An 18,737-nucleotide genomic window follows, 5' to 3' on the forward strand; every position below is an offset into this window, starting at 1 on the left:
CGCCGCCGCGCCGTGGCACAGATCTTCTGCAGAAGATTGACCGGTGTGAAGAATACGCCTAACTTCGCCCGTAGGCCCATCCCGCCGGGAGAGGACAGCCCGAATGCGCAACGAAGGACTCGGGTCCTGGCCGGCCCGCCGTGCCCGCAAGACCCCGCGGGCGGCCGCGCTGGTCCACGAGGGGCGGACGCTCGGCTACGCCGGGCTGCTCGGCCGTGTCGCACGTTTCGCGCACGCGCTGCGCGGACTCGGCGTCCGGCCGGGCGACCGGGTCGCCTACCTCGGCCCCAACCATCCGGCCTTCCTGGAGACGCTGTTCGCGACGGGCATGGCGGGCGGCATCTTCGTCCCGCTCAACACGCGCCTCGCCGCCCCCGAGATCGCCTACCAGCTGGCCGATTCGGGTGCGTCGGTGCTGGTGTACGGGCCGTCCCACGCCGAGCTGGCGGACGCCGTCCGCGGCGGCACCGCCGACCGCGCGCACATCGCGGTCGGCGACCGGGGGGAGGGCGGCTACGAGGCGCTTCTCGCCGCCGCGCCGGACGAGCCGCTCGACCTCCCCGTCGCGCTCGACGACCCCTGCATGATCATGTACACGTCCGGGACGACCGGGCGGCCCAAGGGCGCGACGCTCACCCACGGCAACATCACCTGGAACGCGGTCAACGTCCTCATCGACCACGACCTGGTGGCGGGGGAGGTGGCGCTCGTCTCCGCGCCGCTGTTCCACACCGCGGGGCTCAACATGCTGACGCTGCCGGTGCTGCTCAAGGGCGGGACGTGCGTGCTGGTCGCGGAGTTCGACCCCGCCGCGACCCTCGATATGATCGCCGAGCACCGGGTCACGTTCATGTTCGGGGTGCCGACGATGTTCCAGCGGGTCGCCGCGGAGCCGGGCTGGGCCGGCGCGGACCTGTCCTCCCTGCGCATCCTCACCTGCGGCGGCGCGCCGGTCCCGCCGTCGCTGATCGAGACGTACCAGAGCCGGGGCCTGACGTTCCTGCAGGGCTACGGGATGACCGAGGCCGCACCGGGCACGCTCTTCCTCGACGCCGCGCACGCGGTGTCCAAGGCCGGGTCGGCCGGCGTGCCGCACTTCTTCAGCGACGTGCGCGTGGTCGGTCCCGGCATGGCGGACGTGGCGCCCGGCGAGACCGGGGAGGTCGTCGTCCAGGGCCCGCACGTCATGCGCGGCTACTGGGGACGCCCCGACGACACCGCCGCGGTCCTCGCCGGCGGCTGGTTCCGCAGCGGCGACGCGGCCCGCGTCGACGAGGACGGCTACGCCTACATCGTCGACCGGATCAAGGACGTGATCATCTCCGGGGGCGAGAACGTGTACCCGGCCGAGGTGGAGAACGCGATCCTCGCCGACCCCGACGTGCTGGACTGCGCGGTCATCGGCGTCCCGGACGACACCTGGGGCGAGGTCGGCCGCGCCGTCATCGTCCCCCGCCCCGGCGCGGACGTGGACCCCGGCAGGGTCCTCGGCGCGCTGGCCGGGCGGCTCGCCCGCTACAAGATCCCCAAGTCCGCGGTGCTGGCCGGCGCGATCCCCCGCAACGCCGCCGGCAAGATCCTCAAGGCGCGGCTGCGCGAGGAGCACGGCTTGCCATGACGGCGCCACGCGACCCGGCGCCGTCCGCCGGGCCCCGGGGCGGCGGGCGCCCGACGGTCACCAGCCGCGTCCTGGACATCCTGGAGGCGTTCTCCGCCGAGAGCGCCGCGCTGAACATCACGCAGATCGCCCGCCGCGCCGGGCTGCCGCTGTCCACCGCGCACCGGCTGGTCGGCGAGCTGGCCCGCTGGGGCGCCCTGGAACGCGACGGCGACGGCCTGTACCGGATCGGCCTGCGGCTCTTCGAGGTCGCCGCGCTCGCGCCCCGCGGCCCCGCGCTGCGCGAGGCCGCGATGCCGTTCCTGGAGGACCTCTACGAGGCGACGCACGAGAACGTCCACCTCGCCGTCCTGGACGGCCTGGAGGTCGTCTACATCGAGCGGATCTCCGCCCGCGACGCCGTGCACGTCCTGTCGCGCGTCGGGGGACGCTGGCCCGCCCACGCGACGGGCGTCGGCCTCGCGATGCTCGCGCACGCCGACACCGCCCTCCAGGAGCGCGCGATCGCGGGCCCGCTGCGCCGCTTCACCGACAAGACGATCACGTCCGGGCCGCGGCTGCGGCGCGTCCTCGCCGAGGTCCGCCGGACCGGTGTCGCGGTCAGCGACGGCCAGGTCGAGACGTTCGCGCTGTCGGTCGGGGCGCCCGTCTTCGGGCCGGACGACGCCGTCGTCGCGGCCGTCGCGATCGTCGTCCCGTCCGACGGCTGGGACGCGCGGGCGCTGACGCCCGTCGTCCGCGCCAGCGCCCGCGGCATCTCCCGGGCGCTCGGCGCCCCCCGCGCCCTGCGTCCGCCGGAGACCGCGCTGCACGCCCGCTGACGGGCGGTTCTTCCGCTGGACGGAATGGGTGTGGCTCACCTCACCGCGCGGCCGGGATGGTCGGAAACGATCCCCCGTCCACCCGCCGTCCTCCGGAGGAGCGACCGATGGTCTTCGCACGCAACCAGTGGTACGTGGCCGCCTACAGCCAGGAGGTGGGCGACGGCCTTCTCGCCCGGACCGTCTGCGGTGAACCCCTCGTCCTGTACCGGACGCGGGCGGGGAAGGCGGTCGCCCTCCACGACCGCTGCGTGCACCGCCGGTTCCCGTTGTCGGAGAGCAACCGGAACGGTGACGACATCGTCTGCGGCTACCACGGATTCACCTATGCGCCGGACGGGGTGTGCGTCGCCGTTCCGGGGCAGACGCGGGTTCCCCGCACAGCCCGCGTCCCCGCGTTCCAGATCGTCGAGCAGGACTCGCTCGTCTGGGTCTGGATCGGCGAAGGGGAGGGCGACGAGAGGGCCGTCCCGCGCGCTCCGTGGCTGGACTCGCCGGGCTATGTGACCGTCCGCGGCATGGAGCCCCTCAACGCCCGCTACGAACTGCTCGTCGACAACCTGCTCGACCTGTCCCACGAGACGTACCTCCACGCGGGCTACATCGGCACGCCCGAGGTGGCGCAGACGCCCATCACCACCGAGGTGGACGAGGACGCGGGCGTCATCTACGTGAGCCGCCGCATGAAGGACGTCGAGTGCCCGTCCTTCTACCGCGAGTCCACGGGCATCGAGGGCCGCATCGACCGCTGGCAGGACATCGAGTACCACCCGCCGTGCCTGTACCTCCTGCACAGCCGCATCGCCCCGACCGGCGTCGAGCCCGGCCCGGACGGCGACGACCCGCGGGCCTGCCACGCCGAGATCGTCTACGCCATCACGCCGGAGACCGAGACCACCACGCACGACTTCTGGATGGTCGCCCGCGACTTCGCCCTCGACGACGAGGGCGTCTCGGCGTTCCTCGCCGAGAGCAACCGGACGGTCGTCCTCCAGGACGTGGAGGCGCTGAACACCCTGGAGAAGGTGATCGCCACCGAGCCGGCGGGGTACCGGGAACTGTCCATCAACATCGACACCGGCGGGCTCGCCGCGCGCCGCATCCTGCAGCGGCAGACCGCCCGATGAGCCCCGCCCGCCCGGTGAGCGCGGCCGGTACGGTGAGCGCGGCCGGTACGGTGAGCGCGGCCGGTCCGGTGGCGGGCGGGCGCCTGCGGGTGGAGTGGTCCCCGGGCTCGGACCGCCTCACCGGCAGCTGCCACTGCGGCGCGCAGCGCACCGCCGAGGACCCGGCCGAGATCTGGACCTGGCTCCTGTCCCACCCCGGCCATCCGACCCGCTGACCCGGCGCACCGGAACGGCGGGCGGGGCCGGGGCGTGCGCGGCCCCGGCCCCGGGGGGATCAGGTGCCGATGATGCCGCCGTCCTTGCGGCGGATGACGACGGTCGCGGGCCGGGGACGGCCGGCCGGGTCGAACTCCGGCCAGTTGCTGACCGCCCGCGGGTTCTGCGGGGTCGGGCTGCCCCAGGCGGCGGTGGCCTCGCCGGGGTGCTGGATGTTGACGAACAGCGTCCGCTGGTCGGGGGCCAGGGTGAACCCGGTGACCTCCGCGCCGCGCGGCCCGACCAGGAAGCGGCGGATCTCACCGGTGCGGGGGTCGGCGGCCAGCAGGGCGTTGTTGCCGATGTTGTCGTAGCCCTTGCCGGCGAGGTTCTGGGACGAGTTGGAGATGTCGGTCTGGATCCACAGGCGGCCGGCCTTGTCGAAGCCGAGGCCGTCCGGCGAGCCGAAGACGGCGTCCGGCCCGTGCGTGACCCGCGGGTCGTAGGCGGGGTCGCCGGCCAGGGCGAAGATGTCCCACTCGAAGGTCAGCGCGGTGTTGTCGCGGTTCTTCTCGCGCCACCGGACGATGTGCCCGTACGGGTTCGGCGTGCGCGGGTTGACCTTGCCGCCGTTGCCCCCGCCGTTGGTGAGCGTGAGGTAGACGTCCCGGTCGGTGGGGTGGACCGCGACCCACTCGGGACGGTCCAGCTTGGTGGCGCCCACCGCGTCGGCCGCCGTGCGGGTGCGCAGCACGACGTCGGCCTGGTCCTTCCACCCGTTGGCCGCGGTCAGCGGGCCGGTGCCGAACTTCAGCGGCAGCCACGTCCCCGTGCCGTCGTCGTCGAACCTGGCCACGTACAGCGTGCCGTGGTCCAGCGGGCTCTTGCCCCGCGCCCGCAGCCGGCGCCAGCCGTGGTCGCCGACGAACTTGTAGACGTACTCGCCGTCCTGGTCGTCACCGCTGTAGACGACGACGCGGCCGCGGGACTCGGTGACCGTGGCGCCCTCGTGCTTGAACCGGCCGAGCGCGGTCCGCTTCACCGGGGTGCCGCGTGGGGAGGACGGGTCGATCTCGACGACCCAGCCGAACCGGTTGGCCTCCTCGGGGCCGGCCGCCACGTCGAAGCGCGGGTCCACCGTGTGCCACCTGTAGCCGAAGCCGGCCGCGCTGATCCCGTACCGGGCCTCCTCGGCGGACGGCCTCCAGGAGGGGTCCTCGGTGCCGAAGTAGCCGTTGAAGTTCTCCTCGCAGGTGATGTAGGTCCCCCACGGCGTGTACCCGCTGGAGCAGTTGTTGAGCGTGCCCCGCGCCCGGCCCTCGGCGGCCAGCGCCGGGTGGTCGGCCTTGAGCGGGCCGGAGAAGGCCATCGGGGTGTTGCCGGTGATCCGCCGGTTGTACTTGGAGTCGACCATGCGCCAGCGGGCACCCTGCCGGGCCACCCGCACCACGCTCACCCCGTGCGCGGCGAGCGCCTTGTTCACCTTCTCCGGGGTGAGCGTCGCGTCGCCGTCACGGTAGAGCAGCGTGGTGTCGGTGTACTCGTGGTTGATCGCCAGCAGCCCGCCGTCCCGGCCCGAGCGGCCGCGGCCACCGGACCGCAGCGGGAACAGGTGCATGCCGTCGTGGTGCATGCCGATCTGCTGTTCCTGCTCCGCCGCGGTGTTGGAGGCGTCCTTCTTCCACTTGGGCCCGCGGGAGTCGATGGGCGTGCCCCACGGGACGAGCACCTCGGTGGTGTACCCGGGCGGCACCGACACCGTGTCGGCGCTGCTGGCCGCGACCGCCTTGAACCCCAGCAGCGAGCGCCCCCGGCCGCCGGGGCCCTTGGTCGGGTGCGGTCCCGCCACGGCGGCCGCCGCCGTACCGCCGCCGGCCGCCCCGATGAAGCCGACGGCCGCGGCGACGGTGCCGCCCCTCAGGACGCCGCGCCGCGACATCCTCCGCTCCAGCACCTGCTGGAACGCCTCGTTCGCGGAGGGGTTGGTGCTCTGGTCGTCGGGATCGACCCTGGCGAACTCTTCGGACATGAAAGAAACCTCGTTCACGACAAGCCGAGGCCCGGCTGACGCCGGGCCGGATCACCGACAGTCTGCGAATCCGCCGGTGAGCGAGGGGAGATGAACAAGGTGAACAGTTAAGGCATTCTGGCGGTCACGCGGCCTTCGGCAGCGAGGGGCGGGCGGTGAAGAAGTCGAGCATCAGGCCGCTGGCGTAGCCGGGCCACTCGTGGCCGCCCTGCTGCTCCGTGCAGAGCGCGACGACGAGCGGGCCGGGGCCGGTGCCGACGCAGCCGTCCGGGCCGCCGGGCACCGGCCACGACAGCGCGGGCAGCCGGTTCAGCCACCGCCAGAACTCCATGGTGACCTGGACGGAGAAGAACGGGAACTTCACGTCCGCGTCCATGTTCCCGCCGCCGTGGTAGGGGACGGACGGATCCCAGGTCCCGTGGAAGGCCAGCACCGACGTGGGGTGGTCGGGTGTGCAGCCGATGGCGAGGGCGCCCGACACCACCGCGATCCCGGCGACCCTCGCCGAGCGCTCGCACGCGTAGCGGTAGGCCATGCCGCCGCCGTTGGAGAACCCGGTCACGAACACCCGGCGCGGGTCGGCCACGCGCTGCTCCACCAGCGTGTCGATCAGCCTGTCGAGGAACGCGACGTCGTCGACGCCCGTCCAGCGGGCGAACCAGCAGCACGCGCCCGCGTTCCACGTGCCGAGGAGGCCCTCGGGGTAGGCGACGGCGTAGCCCGCCTCGTCTGCGGCCTCGTCCAGGCCGCTCTGCCTGCGGACGTACTCCGGATCGTTCAGGCCGCCGTGGAGCGCCACGACGAGCGGCAGCGGCTCGCCGGACTTCCGCTCCGGCGGGACGTGCAGGAGGTAGGGGCGATTCCAGTCGCCCATGGCGATCGTGTGCTTGGACGTTCCAGGGGCGTCGTCGGACGCCCCGGCGGGCAGGGGGTGGGCGCCGAGCGTCGCGAGGAGGGTCACGACGATCGTCGCCGCCCGCGCGGCGATCTTCATAGCGCAGATCTAACGCGGGCGGCGCCGCCACGGCTAGGCAGCCGGGCGCACAAAAACCGAGATCGTTTTGTGGCCAGATGTACAGCCTGCGCACGTTCCGGCACGTCGCTGCGATTTTCGGTGCCTGTGGCCAGGTGTCGGCTCGTCCGAGGGGCGCGACTGGGACACTGGTCCCTGCAACCGGTGCCGGGGCCCGTGTCCTGCGGGGCCATGCGGCGGCACCGGCCGGACGGTGGCGTGCGTGACACATCACGGCGTGCGGGCGCTGTGCATGGTGAGCCGGAGATGTGGCGGTGCCGGCGGGCCGTGTGCAGGAGGGGGGCCCGCGCGTCAGCCGCACGCGCCGGTGACCTGCCGGCGGGCCGGAGGGCCTCGCGGCGCCGGGGCGGACGCCGCGGGGCCGTCCCGCCCGCCGGCCGGGGACGGTCCGCACGTCGCGGGCCGTCCACCCGACCGTTGCATACCAACCGGTCGGTATGTTCTGATCGGTGGTGTTCACGGCAGGTGCCCTACACGGAGGTCGCGGGATGCGGACGTTCAGCGGAGTGGACGAGCTGGAGAAGGCCGTCGGCGGCCACCTGGGCCACAGTGAGTGGCACACGATCACGCAGGAGCGGGTCGACATGTTCGCCGACGCGACCGGCGACCACCAGTGGATCCACGTCGACACAGAGCGGGCGGCGCGGGGCCCCTTCGGCGGGACGATCGCGCACGGCTACCTGACGCTGTCGCTGCTCCCCATGCTCGCCGCCGAGATCTACCGGGTCGAGGGCCTGTCGATGGGCGTCAACTACGGCTCGGACAAGGTCCGCTTCCCCGCGCCGGTGCCGGTCGGCTCACGCGTCCGCGCGGGCGCCGAGCTGGTGTCGCTGGAGCGGGGGCCGTCCGGGGCGCGGGCCACGGTGCGCGTGACGATCGAACGCGAGGGCGGCGACAAGCCCGTCTGCGTCGCCGAGATCCTCTCCCTGCTGGTCGAGTGACCCCGCCCGCGCCGGTCAGTTCCTGAGGCCGTTCAGGAAGAGGTCGACGTAGTGCTCGCTGATGGCGGCCGTGTCGAGGCGGCCGTCCTGGCGGTACCAGGTGCCGATCTGGTGGACGGTGCCGAAGAAGAAGTGCACCGCGATGTCGGCGGGCGGCCGGTCGCGGAACGCGCCCTCGCGCTGGCCCTCCTCGACGAGGCCGCGGAAGCGCTCGTGGTAGCGGCGGCGCTCGGCGCGGACGGCCTCGCGGTGGTCGCGCGACAGCAGGTGGGTGGAGCGGAAGAAGACGGTGAAGTCGTCCAGGTGCCGGAACGAGGTGTCGAGGACGTCGACGGCCGCCGCGCGGAGCCGTTCACCGGCGCTGCCGGGGCCGTCCGCGATGCGCTCCAGGCGGGACATCTGCAGCCGCAGGAGCCGGTGGTAGATCTCGTAGAGGAGGCCGTCCTTCGAGCCGAAGTAGTGGTACATCGCGCCCTTGGTGACGCCGGCGGCGGCCACGATCTCCTGGACCGAGGTGTTCTCGAAGCCCTTCTCGGCGAACATGCGCGTCGCGACGGCGAGCAGCCTGCCGGGGAGCGGCAGGTCGCCGGCGGCCCGGTGCGCGGGTGCCCGCGTCATGCTCCACCTCCGTCCGGGATCGGCCGGAATGTCCCTCCGACCCCGGCGCGGCGCCGACAGCCTACCGGCGGGCGGGACGGCCCGCCGACGCGCCCGGACGCGGCGGCCCGCCCGGACACGGTGTCCGGGCCGGACGGCGTCACGCCCGGATGATCTCCGGGCCGGCGGCGGCCAGGTCGGCGGCCAGGTCGGTGTCCAGCCCGGTGTCGGTGATCAGCACGTCGATGTCGGCCAGGCCGGCGAACCGCACCAGGTGGTCGTGCCCGATCTTGGTGCGGTCCGCCAGCAGCACCCGGCGCCGCGACGAGGCGATCATCGCCCGCTTCACCGCGGCCTCGGCCTGGTCGGAGGTGGTCAGCCCGCGCTCGGCCGAGCAGCCGTTGGTCGCCATGAAGGCGACGTCCACCCACAGGTCGGCCAGCGGGCGCAGCACCCAGTCGTCCACGGTGGCGAGCGTCCGGGCGCGCACCCGCCCGCCGAGGATGATCACGGTGAGGTTGGGGCGCGCGGCCAGCACCGATGCGTGCGGCGGCGAGTTCACGATCACGGTCAGCTCGCGGTCGGCCGGCAGCAGCTGGACGAACCGCGCGGTCGTCGTGCCGGCGTCCACGATGACCGAGCCCTCGTCGGGCAGTTCCGCCAGCGCGGCCTTGGCGATGCGCTGCTTCTCCTCGGTCATCACCGCGTCCCGCGCCGCGAGCTCCGGCTCGAAGCCGAGCCGCTCGACCGGCATCGCGCCGCCGTGCACGCGCCGGACCGTCCCGGCCCGCTCCAGGACGGTCAGGTCGCGGCGGATCGTCTCGGTGGTGACCGAGAACTCCTCGGCCAGCGCGACCACGTCCACCCGGCCCTTGGAGCGCGCCAGCGTGAGGATCGCCTGCTGTCGTTCTTCGGCGTACATGACCGTCGTCCCACCCGTCCCGTCGCGCTCCTAACCGCCTCCATTGTGGTGGGCCAGGGCCAGTCCGCGCGCCTCGGCCGGGTCGTCGGCGGCCAGCACCCGCTCGGCCAGGTCCGCGCACTCGCCGAACGTGCGCCGCAGCAGCGCGGCGCGCACGGCGGGCAGCGCGCGCGGCGCCATCGACAGCCGGGTCACGCCGAGCCCGGCCAGCACGGGGGCGAGGAGCGGGTCGGCGGCCGCCTCGCCGCAGACCCCGACGGACTTGCCCGCGGCGGCGCCCGCCTCCGCGCAGCGGGCGACCAGGTCGAGGACGGCGGGCTGCCAGGGGTCGAGCAGCTCCGGGACGTCGCTGCTCTGCCGGTCGGCGGCGAGGGTGTACTGGCCGAGGTCGTTCGTGCCGATGCTGAGGAAGTCCGCCTCGCGCAGGATCCGCGCGGCGCGCAGCGCGGCGGACGGCACCTCGATCATGACGCCGGCCACCGGCAGCCCGCGGTCGCGGGCGAGCGCGACGAACTCGTCCGCCTCGGCCGGCGTGGACACCATCGGCGCCATGACGGCGACCCGGGCGCGGGTCCCGGCGGCGGCGCGGGCGATGGCCTCCAGCTGGGTGGTGAGGACGCCGGGGCGCCGCCGGGCGACGCGGAGGCCGCGGACGCCGAGCGCCGGGTTCGGCTCGTCCGGCATGCGCAGGAACGGCAGCGGCTTGTCGGCGCCCGCGTCCAGCGTCCGGACGACGACCGTCCGGTCGCCGGCCGCGTCGAACACCTTCGCGTATGCGGCTGCCTGCTCGTCCGGCCCGGGTTCCTCCCGGCGGCCGAGGAAGAGGAACTCGGTGCGGAACAGCCCGACTCCAGCGACGCCGGTGAGGTCGACGCCGTCGAGGTCGGCGGCGGAGCCGACGTTGACCATCAGGTCGACCGGGCGCCCGTCGGCGGTGCGGCCCGGCCCGGCGGGGACCGCGGCCTCCCGGGCGGCCGCCGCCGCACGCGCGTTGATCTCGGCCGCCTCCCGCTCGGTGACGCCCGTCCGGACGCCGCCGCCCGTCCCGTCCACCGCGACCGGCTCGCCGGGGACGGCCGCGCCGAGGATTCCCCTGCAGCCGACCACGGCGGGCAGGCCGAGCGAGCGGGCCAGGATCGCGGTGTGCCCGGTGGGCCCGCCGCGCTCGGTCACCAGCGCGAGGACCGCGGTGGTGTCGAGCGCCGCGGTGTCGGCCGGCGACAGGTCGTCGGCGACGAGGACGAACGGGTGCCCGGGGGACGGGACGCCCGGCACCGGGCGGCCGAGCACCGCGGCGACGGCGCGGCCGGACAGGTCGGCGAGGTCCGCGGCGCGCTCGGCGAAGTGGCCGCCCGCGGCCAGCAGCGCCTGCGCCGCCTCGGCGAACGCGCCGTGCAGGGCGTGGGCCGCGTCCGCGCCCTGCTCGACGCGGCTCCGGACACCGGTGACCAGCATCGGGTCCGCGGCCATCGCCGACTGCGCCGCGAGGATCTCGCGGGCCTCCGGCGTCGGCGCGGCCGCGGCCCGCCGGTCCAGCTCGGCCTCGACCGCCGCCAGCGCGCGCACGGCCCGGCCGGTCTCCGCCTCCGGGTCGGTGACGGGCCGGGGCGGCGGGAGCTCGGGCGGAGGCCCCAGCACCTCCGCCGGTCCCGCCGCCGTGCCCGGGCTGACGCCGAGGCCGCGCAGCTCGGCCGGCAGCTCGGCCGGCAGCTCGGCCGGCAGCTCGGCCGGCAGCTCGGCCGGCAGCTCGGCCGCCGCCGGCCGCGACGGTGCCGCGTCAGACATGATCGGGTTCCTCGGCGTCCAGGTCCCCGGCGAGCAGCTCGGCCAGCTCGTCCAGGACGGCGTCCGCGCCGTCCCCGTCGGCGGACAGGACCACCTCCGTCCCCTGGGCGGCGCCGAGCGACAGCACGCCGAGGATGCTGCTCGCCGGGACCGGCGCGCGGTCCCCGGCGCGGATGGACACCGGGACGGGCTGCTGCGCGGCCCGGTGCACGAAGATCTTCGCGGGGCGGGCGTGCAGGCCCTGCGCCGAGCCGATGATGACGGTGCGTTCGGGCACGGCTGCCTCCTTCGGGTCAGGGTTCGATCGTCACCTTGATCGCGGCGCCCCGGGTGACGAGGTCGAGGGCGTCGTGCAGGGAGTCCAGGGGCAGGCGGTGGGTGATGAGGTCCTCGACCGGCACCTGCCCGGAGCCGATCAGGTCCAGCGCGCGGGCGTTGTGCGCGGGGCTCGACCCGTTGGCGCCGACCAGGGACAGCTCCCGGTAGTGGACGCGGTTGGCGTCGACGGAGATGACCGGGTCGTCCTTGGGCAGCCCGCCGAACAGGCTGACCCGGCCGCCGGGCGCGACGAGCCGCTGCGCCTGCTCCTGCGCCGCGCCCGAGGCCGCCGCGGTGATCGCGACGTCGGCGCCGCGGCCGCCGGTGAGCGCCAGGACCTCCGCGACGACGTCGGTGGCGCTCCCGTCGATCGCGGCGTCGGGCTTCACGGTCGCCGCGGCCCGGCCGAGCCGCTCGGCGTTGACCTCGACGAGGAACACCCGGGCCGCGCCGCGCGCGCGGGCGACCCGCACGTGCAGGCAGCCGACCGGCCCGGACCCGAACACCACGACGTCGTCGCCCTCGCCGACGCCCGCCAGCTCCTGGCCGTTGAGGACGCACGCGAGCGGCTCGGCCACCGACGCCTCGGCGAACGAGACGCCGTCCGGGATGCGGTTCACCCCGTCCACCGCCAGCACCTTCGCCGGGACGATCATGTACTCGGCGAACCCGCCGTCGTAGTGGTACCCCATCGACTCCTGCGCGTCGCAGACGGTCATCCGGCCGCGCCGGCACTCCGGGCATGCGCCGTCGGGGATGGCGGCGATGACCTGGACGCGGTCGCCCGCCGCCCAGCCGGTGACGCCCGCGCCGGCCTCGGTGACCTCGCCGGCGATCTCGTGCCCCGTCACCCGCGGCGGATCGATGTGGTGGTGCCCGAACCGGGAGATCTTGACGTCGGTGCCGCAGGTCGAGCAGTTGCGGACGCGGATCTTCAGCTCACCCGGGCCGGGCGCCGGCTCCGGCGCGTCCTCCAGGCGGATGTCGCCGGGTGCGTAGAAACGGGCGACCTTCATACGATGTGTCCTTGTCCATTCTGTAGCGGATCTGTCGTCTGCTCTTCTTCGTCCGGCGGGGCGAGGAGGGCGAGTATCCGGCCGGGCTCGTCCGACTCGCGCAGGTCGCGTGCCTTGACCGGGTCCATGAGCACCTGCGCCAGCTCGGCGAGGATCTCCATGTGGCCGTCGCCGCGCGCCGCGATCGCGATGCACACGGTGACGGGGTCGCCGTTCCAGTCCGTCCCCTCGGGGAACCGGACGAAGGCGAGCGCGTCCCGGTGGATGAGGTCGCGGCCGTCGTTGGTGCCGTGCGGGATGGCGACGCCCTCGCCGAGGTAGGTGGAGATCGACCGCTCCCGCTCCAGCATCGCGTCGACGTAGCCGGGCTCGACCGCGCCGATGTCCACCAGGACCCGCCCGCACACGCGGACCGCGTCGTCGCGGCCGGCGGCCCGGGCGTCCAGCCGGATCGCCTCGGGGGTGAGGAGGCCGGCCGCCCGGTCAGCCACCGACCTCACCGCCGTCCTTGATCGCCTTGACCAGCCGGTCGACGGCGGGGTCGCCGAGGTAGACCTCGAACGTGATCACGGGTGCCTCGCCGGCGCCGCGCCGGGCGCGGTCGGCGAGCCCGGTGTGGGTGACGACCACGTCGGCGTCGGCCGGGATGGAGTCGACGGGCGTGTGCTCGACCGCCACGTCGCTCTTCTTCAGCGCCTTGCGGAGCTGGCCGGCGAGCATGACGCTGCTGCCCATGCCGGCGTCGCAGGCGATGACGAGCTTGCGGACGTCCTTGCCGTTCATCGTGATGTGCCTTTCGGGAAGGGTGCTTCGGTACCCGGGTCAGCGGGTGCTGGTCTCCTTGGCGGTGTCGCCGGCGTCCTCGCCCCCGGCGGCGGTGCGCTCGCCCTCGGCGGCGGTGCGCTCGCCCTCGGCGGCGGTGCCGGCGGTGTTCTCCTCGGTCTTCTCGTCGTCGCCGCGGGGCTCGGCGAGCCTGCCGAAGCCGAGCAGGGCGGCGCCGACGGCGAAGGAGACCGCGGTGGAGGCGAGCATGCCGGTGTAGACGCCGATCCAGTTGCCCGCGCCGCGCGGTGTCTGCGCGAGGTAGGCGAAGATGCTGCCCGGCGACGGGGTGGCGACCAGGCCGGTGTCGCTGATCATGAAGATCGCGACGCCGGTCATGCCGCCCGCGATCGCGGCGAGGATCATCCGCGGCTTCATGAGGATGTACGGGAAGTAGATCTCGTGGATGCCGCCGAAGAAGTGGATGATCGCGGCGGCCGGGACGGTCGGGCGCAGCCGCCTCGGCCCGAAGAACCAGTACGCGAGCAGGACGCCGAGGCCCGGCCCGGGGTTGGACTCCAGCATGAACAGGACCGACTTGCCGGTCTCGGCGGCCTGGTCCACGCCGATCGGGCCGAGGACGCCGTGGTTGATGGCGTTGTTGAGGAACAGGACCTTCGCGGGCTCGATGAGCACGGACGTGAGCGGCAGGACGTCGTGGTCGACCAGCCAGCTGACGCCGTCCCCGGCCCAGTTGGTGAAGGCGTTCATGACCGGGCCGATCGTCAGGTTGCCGGCGACCGCCATGGCGCCGCCGATGATCCCGGCGGAGAAGTTGTCGACGAGCATCTCGAACCCGGGCCGGACGCGCTCCTGGACGAGGCCGTCGAACAGCTTCAGCAGGTACGCGGTGAGCGGACCCATGATCATCGCACCGAGGAACATCGGCACGTCGGCGCCCACGATGATGCCGACGGTGGCGACCGCGCCGACGACCGCGCCGCGCTGGCCGTGCACCATCCGGCCGCCGGTGTAGCCGATGAGCAGCGGCAGCAGGAACTTGATCATCGGGTCGACCAGCTCGGCCAGGTCCTCGTTGGGGAGCCAGCCGGTGGGGATGAACAGCGCGGTGATCAGACCCCAGGCGATGAACGCGCCGATGTTCGGCATGACCATCCCGGCCAGCTTGCCGCCGAACCGCTGGACCTGCGCGCGGAGCCCCGTTCCCGTGGGCTCTGGGGTGTAGTCGGTGGCCATCTCGGGCCTCCTGTCGATCGGGGGTGGGTTCTCTCGGATGTCGGTGACCGGAGCTCGGGCGGCGGGGGGCTCTCGCGGGCGGTCAGGTGACGAGCGGCCGGGCGAGGTCCGGCCGCGGATGGATGCGGACGATGTCGCGCCGGATGTCGTCCTCGCCCGGCATCCGGCTGGCGGGCAGCCGGACGGCGGCCGCGCCCCAGGCGAGCGCCTCGGCGAGGGCGGCGGACCCGCGCGCACCGGCGGCGAGGAACCCGGCGAGCAGCGCGTCGCCGGCGCCGACCGTGCTGCTGGGCCGGGAGACGGGCGCGTCGCCGGTGAGGACGCCGTCGTCGTCGACGAGCACCGCCCCCTCCGCGCCGAGGCTGACCAGCACCGCGCGGGCCCCGCGCGTCCTGAGCTCCCCGGCGGCCTCGACGACGTCGGCGACCGTGCCGACCGGGCGGCCGACGGCCTCGGCGAGCTCCTCCCGGTTCGGTTTGATCAGGTCGGGCCCGGCCGGGACGGCGGCGCGCAGCGCCGCGCCGCTGGAGTCGACCGCGACCCGGATGCCGTCCGGCGCGAACCTGCGGCACAGCGCGGCGTAGGTGTCGTCCGGGACGCCGGGCGGCAGGCTCCCGCACCCCACCACCCAGCTCGCGGCGCCGGCCTCCGCCTCGACGGCGGCGCCCAGCTCGTCCAGCTCCCCGGGCGCGAGCGGGCCCCCGGGCTCGTTCAGCTTCGTCGTGACGCCGCCCGGCTCGACGATCGTCACGTTGGACCGCGTCCGGCCCGCGACGCGGACGGCGCGGACCCGCATGCCCTCGGCCTCCAGCAGCCGGCGCAGCCGGTCCCCGTCGGCGCCGCCGACCGCGACCACGGCGGTGGAGGCGACGCCGTTGGCCAGGAGGGCGCGGGACACGTTGACGCCCTTCCCGCCCGGGTCGACCCGCGCCGACCGCGCCCGGATGACCGCGCCGCGCGTCAGCACGTCCACCTCGATCGTGCGGTCGAGGCTCGGATTGAGCGTCACCGTGACGATCATGCGGGCGCCGTTCCCCGAGGCATGTGGTTTCCTTCCCGTTTGAGTTTGTTTCCCTTGTATTTATGCCCGTTTGCAGCCGGGGTCAAGAGGTGCGCGGGAGTTTTCCCTGGAGAACCTGTCCCCGGGGCCGGACGGCGATGGGACGCGTGTGGGAACGCAGGCCCCCGTGGAGGCCGTCCGCGCCCGCCCGGCCGGGCCGCGTCGCGCGGCTCCGCCTTGCGGGGAACCGGCCGATCATGGGAAGGATGTGCGGAGGGCGGCGGGCGGACGAGGACGGGGGAGAGGCGTGGTGAGCCGGTCCGGAGCGGGCGCGGCCGGGGCCGAGCGGGCGGGGACGTCCTGATGGCGTGGCCGGTCTGCTTCGGCCTCCTCGCCGCGTTCCTGTTCGCCGCGGCCGCCACGCTCCAGTACCGCGCGGCCAGGCGCGCGGTGGGCGGCGGCATGGACGCCGCGGCCGCGCACGGGCTGATCCGCAGGCTGGTCCGCGACCCGGTGTGGCTCACAGGGTGGGGCGTGAACCTGGGCGGGTTCTTCGCCCAGGCGGCCGCGCTGCACTTCGGGTCGACCGCCGTCGTCCAGCCCCTGCTGGTCACCCAGCTGGTCTTCACCATCCTGCTCGGCGCGGCCGGCGCGGGACACCGCCTCGTCCGGACGGACCTGCTCGGCGCCGTCGCCGTCTCGGCGGGCCTCGCCGTCCTGTTCACGGTCCCGGGGGCGATCCCGCCCGCGGGCGAGCCCTCGCGGCCCCGGCTCTACGTCGCCGGGCTGATCGCCGTGCCGCTCATCATCGTGCTGTCCCGGGCGGCGTGGCTGCGCAAGGGGCCGGTGCGCGCCGCGCTGCTCGGCGTCTGCGCGGGGCTGTGCTTCGCGGCGAGCGCGGTGCTGATCAAGCTGACCACCGCGAGCCTCCTCGACCACGGCGTCGCCGCCACCGCCGCCGACTGGCCGGGCTACACCCTGGCGGTCAGCACGCTCGCCGGGCTCCTGATCGAGCAGCGGGCCTTCGCCGCCGGGTCGCTGCCCGCCGCGATGACCGCGATGACGATGACCAACCCCATCGCCTCCTACCTGGTGGCCGTCCTCGCCTTCGACACGCTGCCGCCGCGGACGACGGCGGCGTTCGCCGCCCTCTCCGGCAGCGCCGTCCTCCTCACCGCCGGGGTCTCCCTGCTGTCGCGCTCCGCGGCCGCCGCCCGGCAGCACGGCGGCCCGCCCGGCCGCTGACGCGCCCCGGACCGGCGACCGGCGGCACGGGGCGCGCGTGCGGCGCGCTCCCGCTGTTCAGATGACGCCGGCCTCGGTGAGCCAGCGCCACAGGCGATCCTGCTCCACGACCGTGACCCCGAGCTTCTCGGCCTTGGTGGTCTTGGCGGCGCCGACGTTGTGCCCGGTGAGCAGGTAGTCGGTGCCGGCCGAGACCGAGGAGGCGGTGGTCGCCGCGGCCAGCTCGACCAGGCGGGTGACGTCCGGCCGGCTGATCTTCGCGCCCGAGCGCGGGTCGGTGAACGCGCCGGTGATCACCACCGTCGTGCCCTTGAGCGGCGAGTCCCCAGCGGCCGCCGTGTCGATCGGCCGGTCCTCGGGCAGCACGTCGAGGTGCACGCCGCGCTCGCGCAGCGCAGCTATCTCGTGCCGCACCTCCGGGCGGGCGAAGAAGGCCACGATGCTCTCGGCGGCCTTGGGGCCGATGTCGCGGATCGCCACGAGATCCTCGACCGTGGCCGCCGCGACGTCCTCGATGCGCTGGTAGCCGGCCAGGCACAGGCGCTTGGCCGTGCCCTCGGAGGCCATCGGGATCGCCAGCCCGATCAGCGCGCGCCGCAGCCCCAGCCCCTTGGAGGCGGCGATCGAGCCGACCATGTTCCGGGCGCTGACCTCGCCCATCCGCTCGTAGCCGAGCAGCTGCTCGGCGGTCAGGTCGTAGAAGTCGCTGCGGTGCCGGAGCACGCCGTCGTCGGCGAGCTTCTCGATCCAGGTGTCGCCGACGCCCTCCATGTCGGCCGCCTGGCGCGAGGCCCAGTGCATGAGCCGGCGCGCCGCCTGCGCCGGGCACTGCAGGTTCAGGCACCACCGCTCCTCGCCGGTGCCGCGGACCTCCAGCGCGGAGCCGCACGACGGGCAGTGCTCGGGCGGGACGATCTCGACCTCGGTCCCGTCCCGCCGCTCGGGCAGCGAGCGCCCCGCGAACGGGATCACGTCGCCGCGCCGCACGACCGCGACCGTGTCGCCGATCCGCAGGTCGCGCTCGCGGATCAGGCGCGGGTTGTGCAGGGTGACGTTCTCCACCGTCACGCCGCCAACGAACACCGGCGCGACCTTCGCGCGCGGGGGGACGCGGCCGATCTTGCCGACCGGCCACTCGACCGACAGCAGCGTCGTCAGCTTCTCCTCCGGCGGGTACTTGAACGCGATCGCGCCGCGCGGCTCGGCGCTGTTGAATCCCGCCGCGTCGAACGCGGCCGGCTCGTGCAGCCGCACGACCGCGCCGTCGATGTCGTAGTCCAGCCCGTCGCGGCGGGCGCCGATGGCGTGGATGGCGTCCATCACCTCGCCGGCACCGGCGCACACGTACTGCGCGACCGTCTCGAAACCCGCGGGGACCTCCACCGCGGCGCCGTGCCGGTCGGCGCCGAAGGCGAAGAACCGCAGCAGCCGCTTCGCCTTCGCGGCGGCTTCGGGGTCCTTGAGCACCAGCGTCCCGGCGGCGCCCGACCGCGGGTTGGTCAGCGTCCGCTCGGGGTGCGCCGCGTTGTAGGCGGACCACACCGACCGCGGCATCACCGCCTCGCCGCGGACCTCGACGCGCCCGGAAGCCTCGATCTCCGCCGGCAGCCCCGGGATCACGTGGCGCACCTTCCCGGTCACCAGTTCGCCGACCGCGCCGGTGCCGCGCGTGGCGACGTAGTCGAGTCTCCCGTCGACGTAGACCGCGCTGAGCGAGAGCCCGTCGAGCTTCTCCGACACCCGGAAGACCTGGCCGGCGAACCGCTCGCAGAACGTGCGGATCTGCTCCTCGCCCGTCGCCTTGGCCAGCGAGAGCATCGGGCGTGCGTGCCGGACGGTCGGGCCGGTCAGCTCCGCCGGCGCGTTGACCCTGCCGAGCGGGCTGCCCGCCGGCTCGAGCTCCGGATGCTCGGCCACCAGCGCCGCCAGCTCGTCCTTCAGGGCGTCGTAGTCGGCGTCCGGCAGCGGGCTGTCTCCGGTGCCGTAGTACAGGTCGTTCAGCCGCTTGACCTCGGCGGTCAGCTCGATGATGCGCTTCGCAACGTCCACCCCCCGATTAAACGACACGGCA

General features: G+C 74.4%; 18 protein-coding genes. 6 read left to right on the forward strand and 12 right to left on the reverse strand.

The genetic code is table 11. The features are described 5' to 3' along the window. The first annotated feature begins 103 nt into the window (after positions 1-103). The 4 genes from E1289_RS11925 to E1289_RS11940 all read left to right on the forward strand — a co-directional run bounded on the left by E1289_RS11925 (position 104) and on the right by E1289_RS11940 (position 3,781). A complete protein-coding gene (locus E1289_RS11925) occupies positions 104-1,618 on the forward strand; it encodes a long-chain fatty acid--CoA ligase (RefSeq protein ID WP_131979015.1) in 1,515 nt (504 codons plus the stop codon). Further along, a complete protein-coding gene (locus E1289_RS11930; RefSeq protein WP_131979017.1) occupies positions 1,615-2,439 on the forward strand; it encodes an IclR family transcriptional regulator in 825 nt (274 codons plus the stop codon). Before E1289_RS11925 ends, E1289_RS11930 begins: the two co-directional genes overlap by 4 nt. Positions 2,440-2,546: 107 nt before the next feature. Continuing rightward, on the forward strand, positions 2,547-3,566 hold the full coding sequence (locus tag E1289_RS11935; protein ID WP_131979020.1) for an aromatic ring-hydroxylating dioxygenase subunit alpha: 1,020 nt from the start codon (positions 2,547-2,549) through the stop codon (positions 3,564-3,566). 14 nt (positions 3,567-3,580) lie between these two features. Next, complete coding sequence (locus tag E1289_RS11940) at positions 3,581-3,781, forward strand: hypothetical protein (protein WP_165970447.1); 201 nt, start codon at positions 3,581-3,583, stop codon at positions 3,779-3,781. Positions 3,782-3,840: 59 nt separating this feature from the next. On the opposite strand, the gene E1289_RS11945 is transcribed toward E1289_RS11940, so the two are convergent. Both E1289_RS11945 and E1289_RS11950 read right to left on the reverse strand, forming a co-directional pair. Beyond that, the gene (locus E1289_RS11945) at positions 3,841-5,790 is read right to left on the reverse strand and encodes a PhoX family phosphatase (protein WP_131979025.1); all 1,950 of its coding nucleotides are present in this window, start codon (positions 5,788-5,790) and stop codon (positions 3,841-3,843) included. A gap of 124 nt (positions 5,791-5,914) precedes the next feature. Continuing rightward, complete coding sequence (locus E1289_RS11950; RefSeq protein ID WP_131979028.1) at positions 5,915-6,784, reverse strand: PHB depolymerase family esterase; 870 nt, start codon at positions 6,782-6,784, stop codon at positions 5,915-5,917. A gap of 527 nt (positions 6,785-7,311) precedes the next feature. Between E1289_RS11950 and E1289_RS11955 the strand changes: the two genes are divergently transcribed. Next, positions 7,312-7,764, forward strand: coding sequence for a MaoC family dehydratase (locus tag E1289_RS11955; protein WP_131979031.1), 453 nt, complete (start codon positions 7,312-7,314; stop codon positions 7,762-7,764). Positions 7,765-7,779: 15 nt separating this feature from the next. On the opposite strand, the gene E1289_RS11960 is transcribed toward E1289_RS11955, so the two are convergent. The 9 genes from E1289_RS11960 to pfkB all read right to left on the reverse strand — a co-directional run bounded on the left by E1289_RS11960 (position 7,780) and on the right by pfkB (position 15,430). After that, entirely contained in the window at positions 7,780-8,382 is a 603-nt protein-coding gene (locus tag E1289_RS11960) for a TetR/AcrR family transcriptional regulator (RefSeq protein ID WP_131979034.1), read from the reverse strand. A 139-nt stretch (positions 8,383-8,521) separates the two neighbouring features. Further along, entirely contained in the window at positions 8,522-9,283 is a 762-nt protein-coding gene (locus E1289_RS11965) for a DeoR/GlpR family DNA-binding transcription regulator (protein WP_131979037.1), read from the reverse strand. A 30-nt stretch (positions 9,284-9,313) separates the two neighbouring features. Beyond that, a complete protein-coding gene (gene ptsP, locus E1289_RS11970) occupies positions 9,314-11,068 on the reverse strand; it encodes a phosphoenolpyruvate--protein phosphotransferase (RefSeq protein WP_131979040.1) in 1,755 nt (584 codons plus the stop codon). Next, positions 11,061-11,345 carry an HPr family phosphocarrier protein gene (locus E1289_RS11975; protein ID WP_131979043.1) on the reverse strand — a complete coding sequence of 95 codons (285 nt, stop codon included), beginning with the start codon at positions 11,343-11,345 and terminating at the stop codon, positions 11,061-11,063. Before E1289_RS11975 ends, ptsP begins: the two co-directional genes overlap by 8 nt. Before the next feature lie 16 nt (positions 11,346-11,361). After that, positions 11,362-12,402: a zinc-dependent dehydrogenase gene (locus E1289_RS11980; protein WP_131979046.1), complete on the reverse strand. Its 1,041-nt coding sequence runs from the start codon at positions 12,400-12,402 to the stop codon at positions 11,362-11,364. Beyond that, positions 12,399-12,893: a PTS sugar transporter subunit IIA gene (locus tag E1289_RS11985; RefSeq protein WP_131979049.1), complete on the reverse strand. Its 495-nt coding sequence runs from the start codon at positions 12,891-12,893 to the stop codon at positions 12,399-12,401. Before E1289_RS11985 ends, E1289_RS11980 begins: the two co-directional genes overlap by 4 nt. Further along, positions 12,886-13,185: a PTS lactose transporter subunit IIB gene (locus tag E1289_RS38945; RefSeq protein WP_207928922.1), complete on the reverse strand. Its 300-nt coding sequence runs from the start codon at positions 13,183-13,185 to the stop codon at positions 12,886-12,888. Before E1289_RS38945 ends, E1289_RS11985 begins: the two co-directional genes overlap by 8 nt. 39 nt (positions 13,186-13,224) lie before the next feature. Next, complete coding sequence (locus E1289_RS11990; RefSeq protein ID WP_207928923.1) at positions 13,225-14,421, reverse strand: PTS mannitol transporter subunit IICB; 1,197 nt, start codon at positions 14,419-14,421, stop codon at positions 13,225-13,227. Positions 14,422-14,503: 82 nt separating this feature from the next. Further along, positions 14,504-15,430, reverse strand: coding sequence for a 1-phosphofructokinase (gene pfkB, locus E1289_RS11995; RefSeq protein WP_243712768.1), 927 nt, complete (start codon positions 15,428-15,430; stop codon positions 14,504-14,506). Positions 15,431-15,784: 354 nt separating this feature from the next. Here pfkB and E1289_RS12000 point away from each other — a divergent pair, with 354 nt between their 5' ends. Then, positions 15,785-16,666, forward strand: a complete 882-nt coding sequence (locus E1289_RS12000; RefSeq protein WP_131979055.1) for a DMT family transporter — start codon at positions 15,785-15,787, stop codon at positions 16,664-16,666. Between the two features lie 57 nt (positions 16,667-16,723). Here E1289_RS12000 and ligA read toward each other — a convergent pair whose 3' ends face one another. After that, positions 16,724-18,715, reverse strand: a complete 1,992-nt coding sequence (gene ligA / locus E1289_RS12005; RefSeq protein WP_131979058.1) for an NAD-dependent DNA ligase LigA — start codon at positions 18,713-18,715, stop codon at positions 16,724-16,726. Between the last annotated feature and the right edge of the window lie 22 nt (positions 18,716-18,737).

It is taken from the genome of Actinomadura sp. 6K520, from assembly GCF_004349245.1.
Classification (GTDB): domain Bacteria; phylum Actinomycetota; class Actinomycetes; order Streptosporangiales; family Streptosporangiaceae; genus Spirillospora.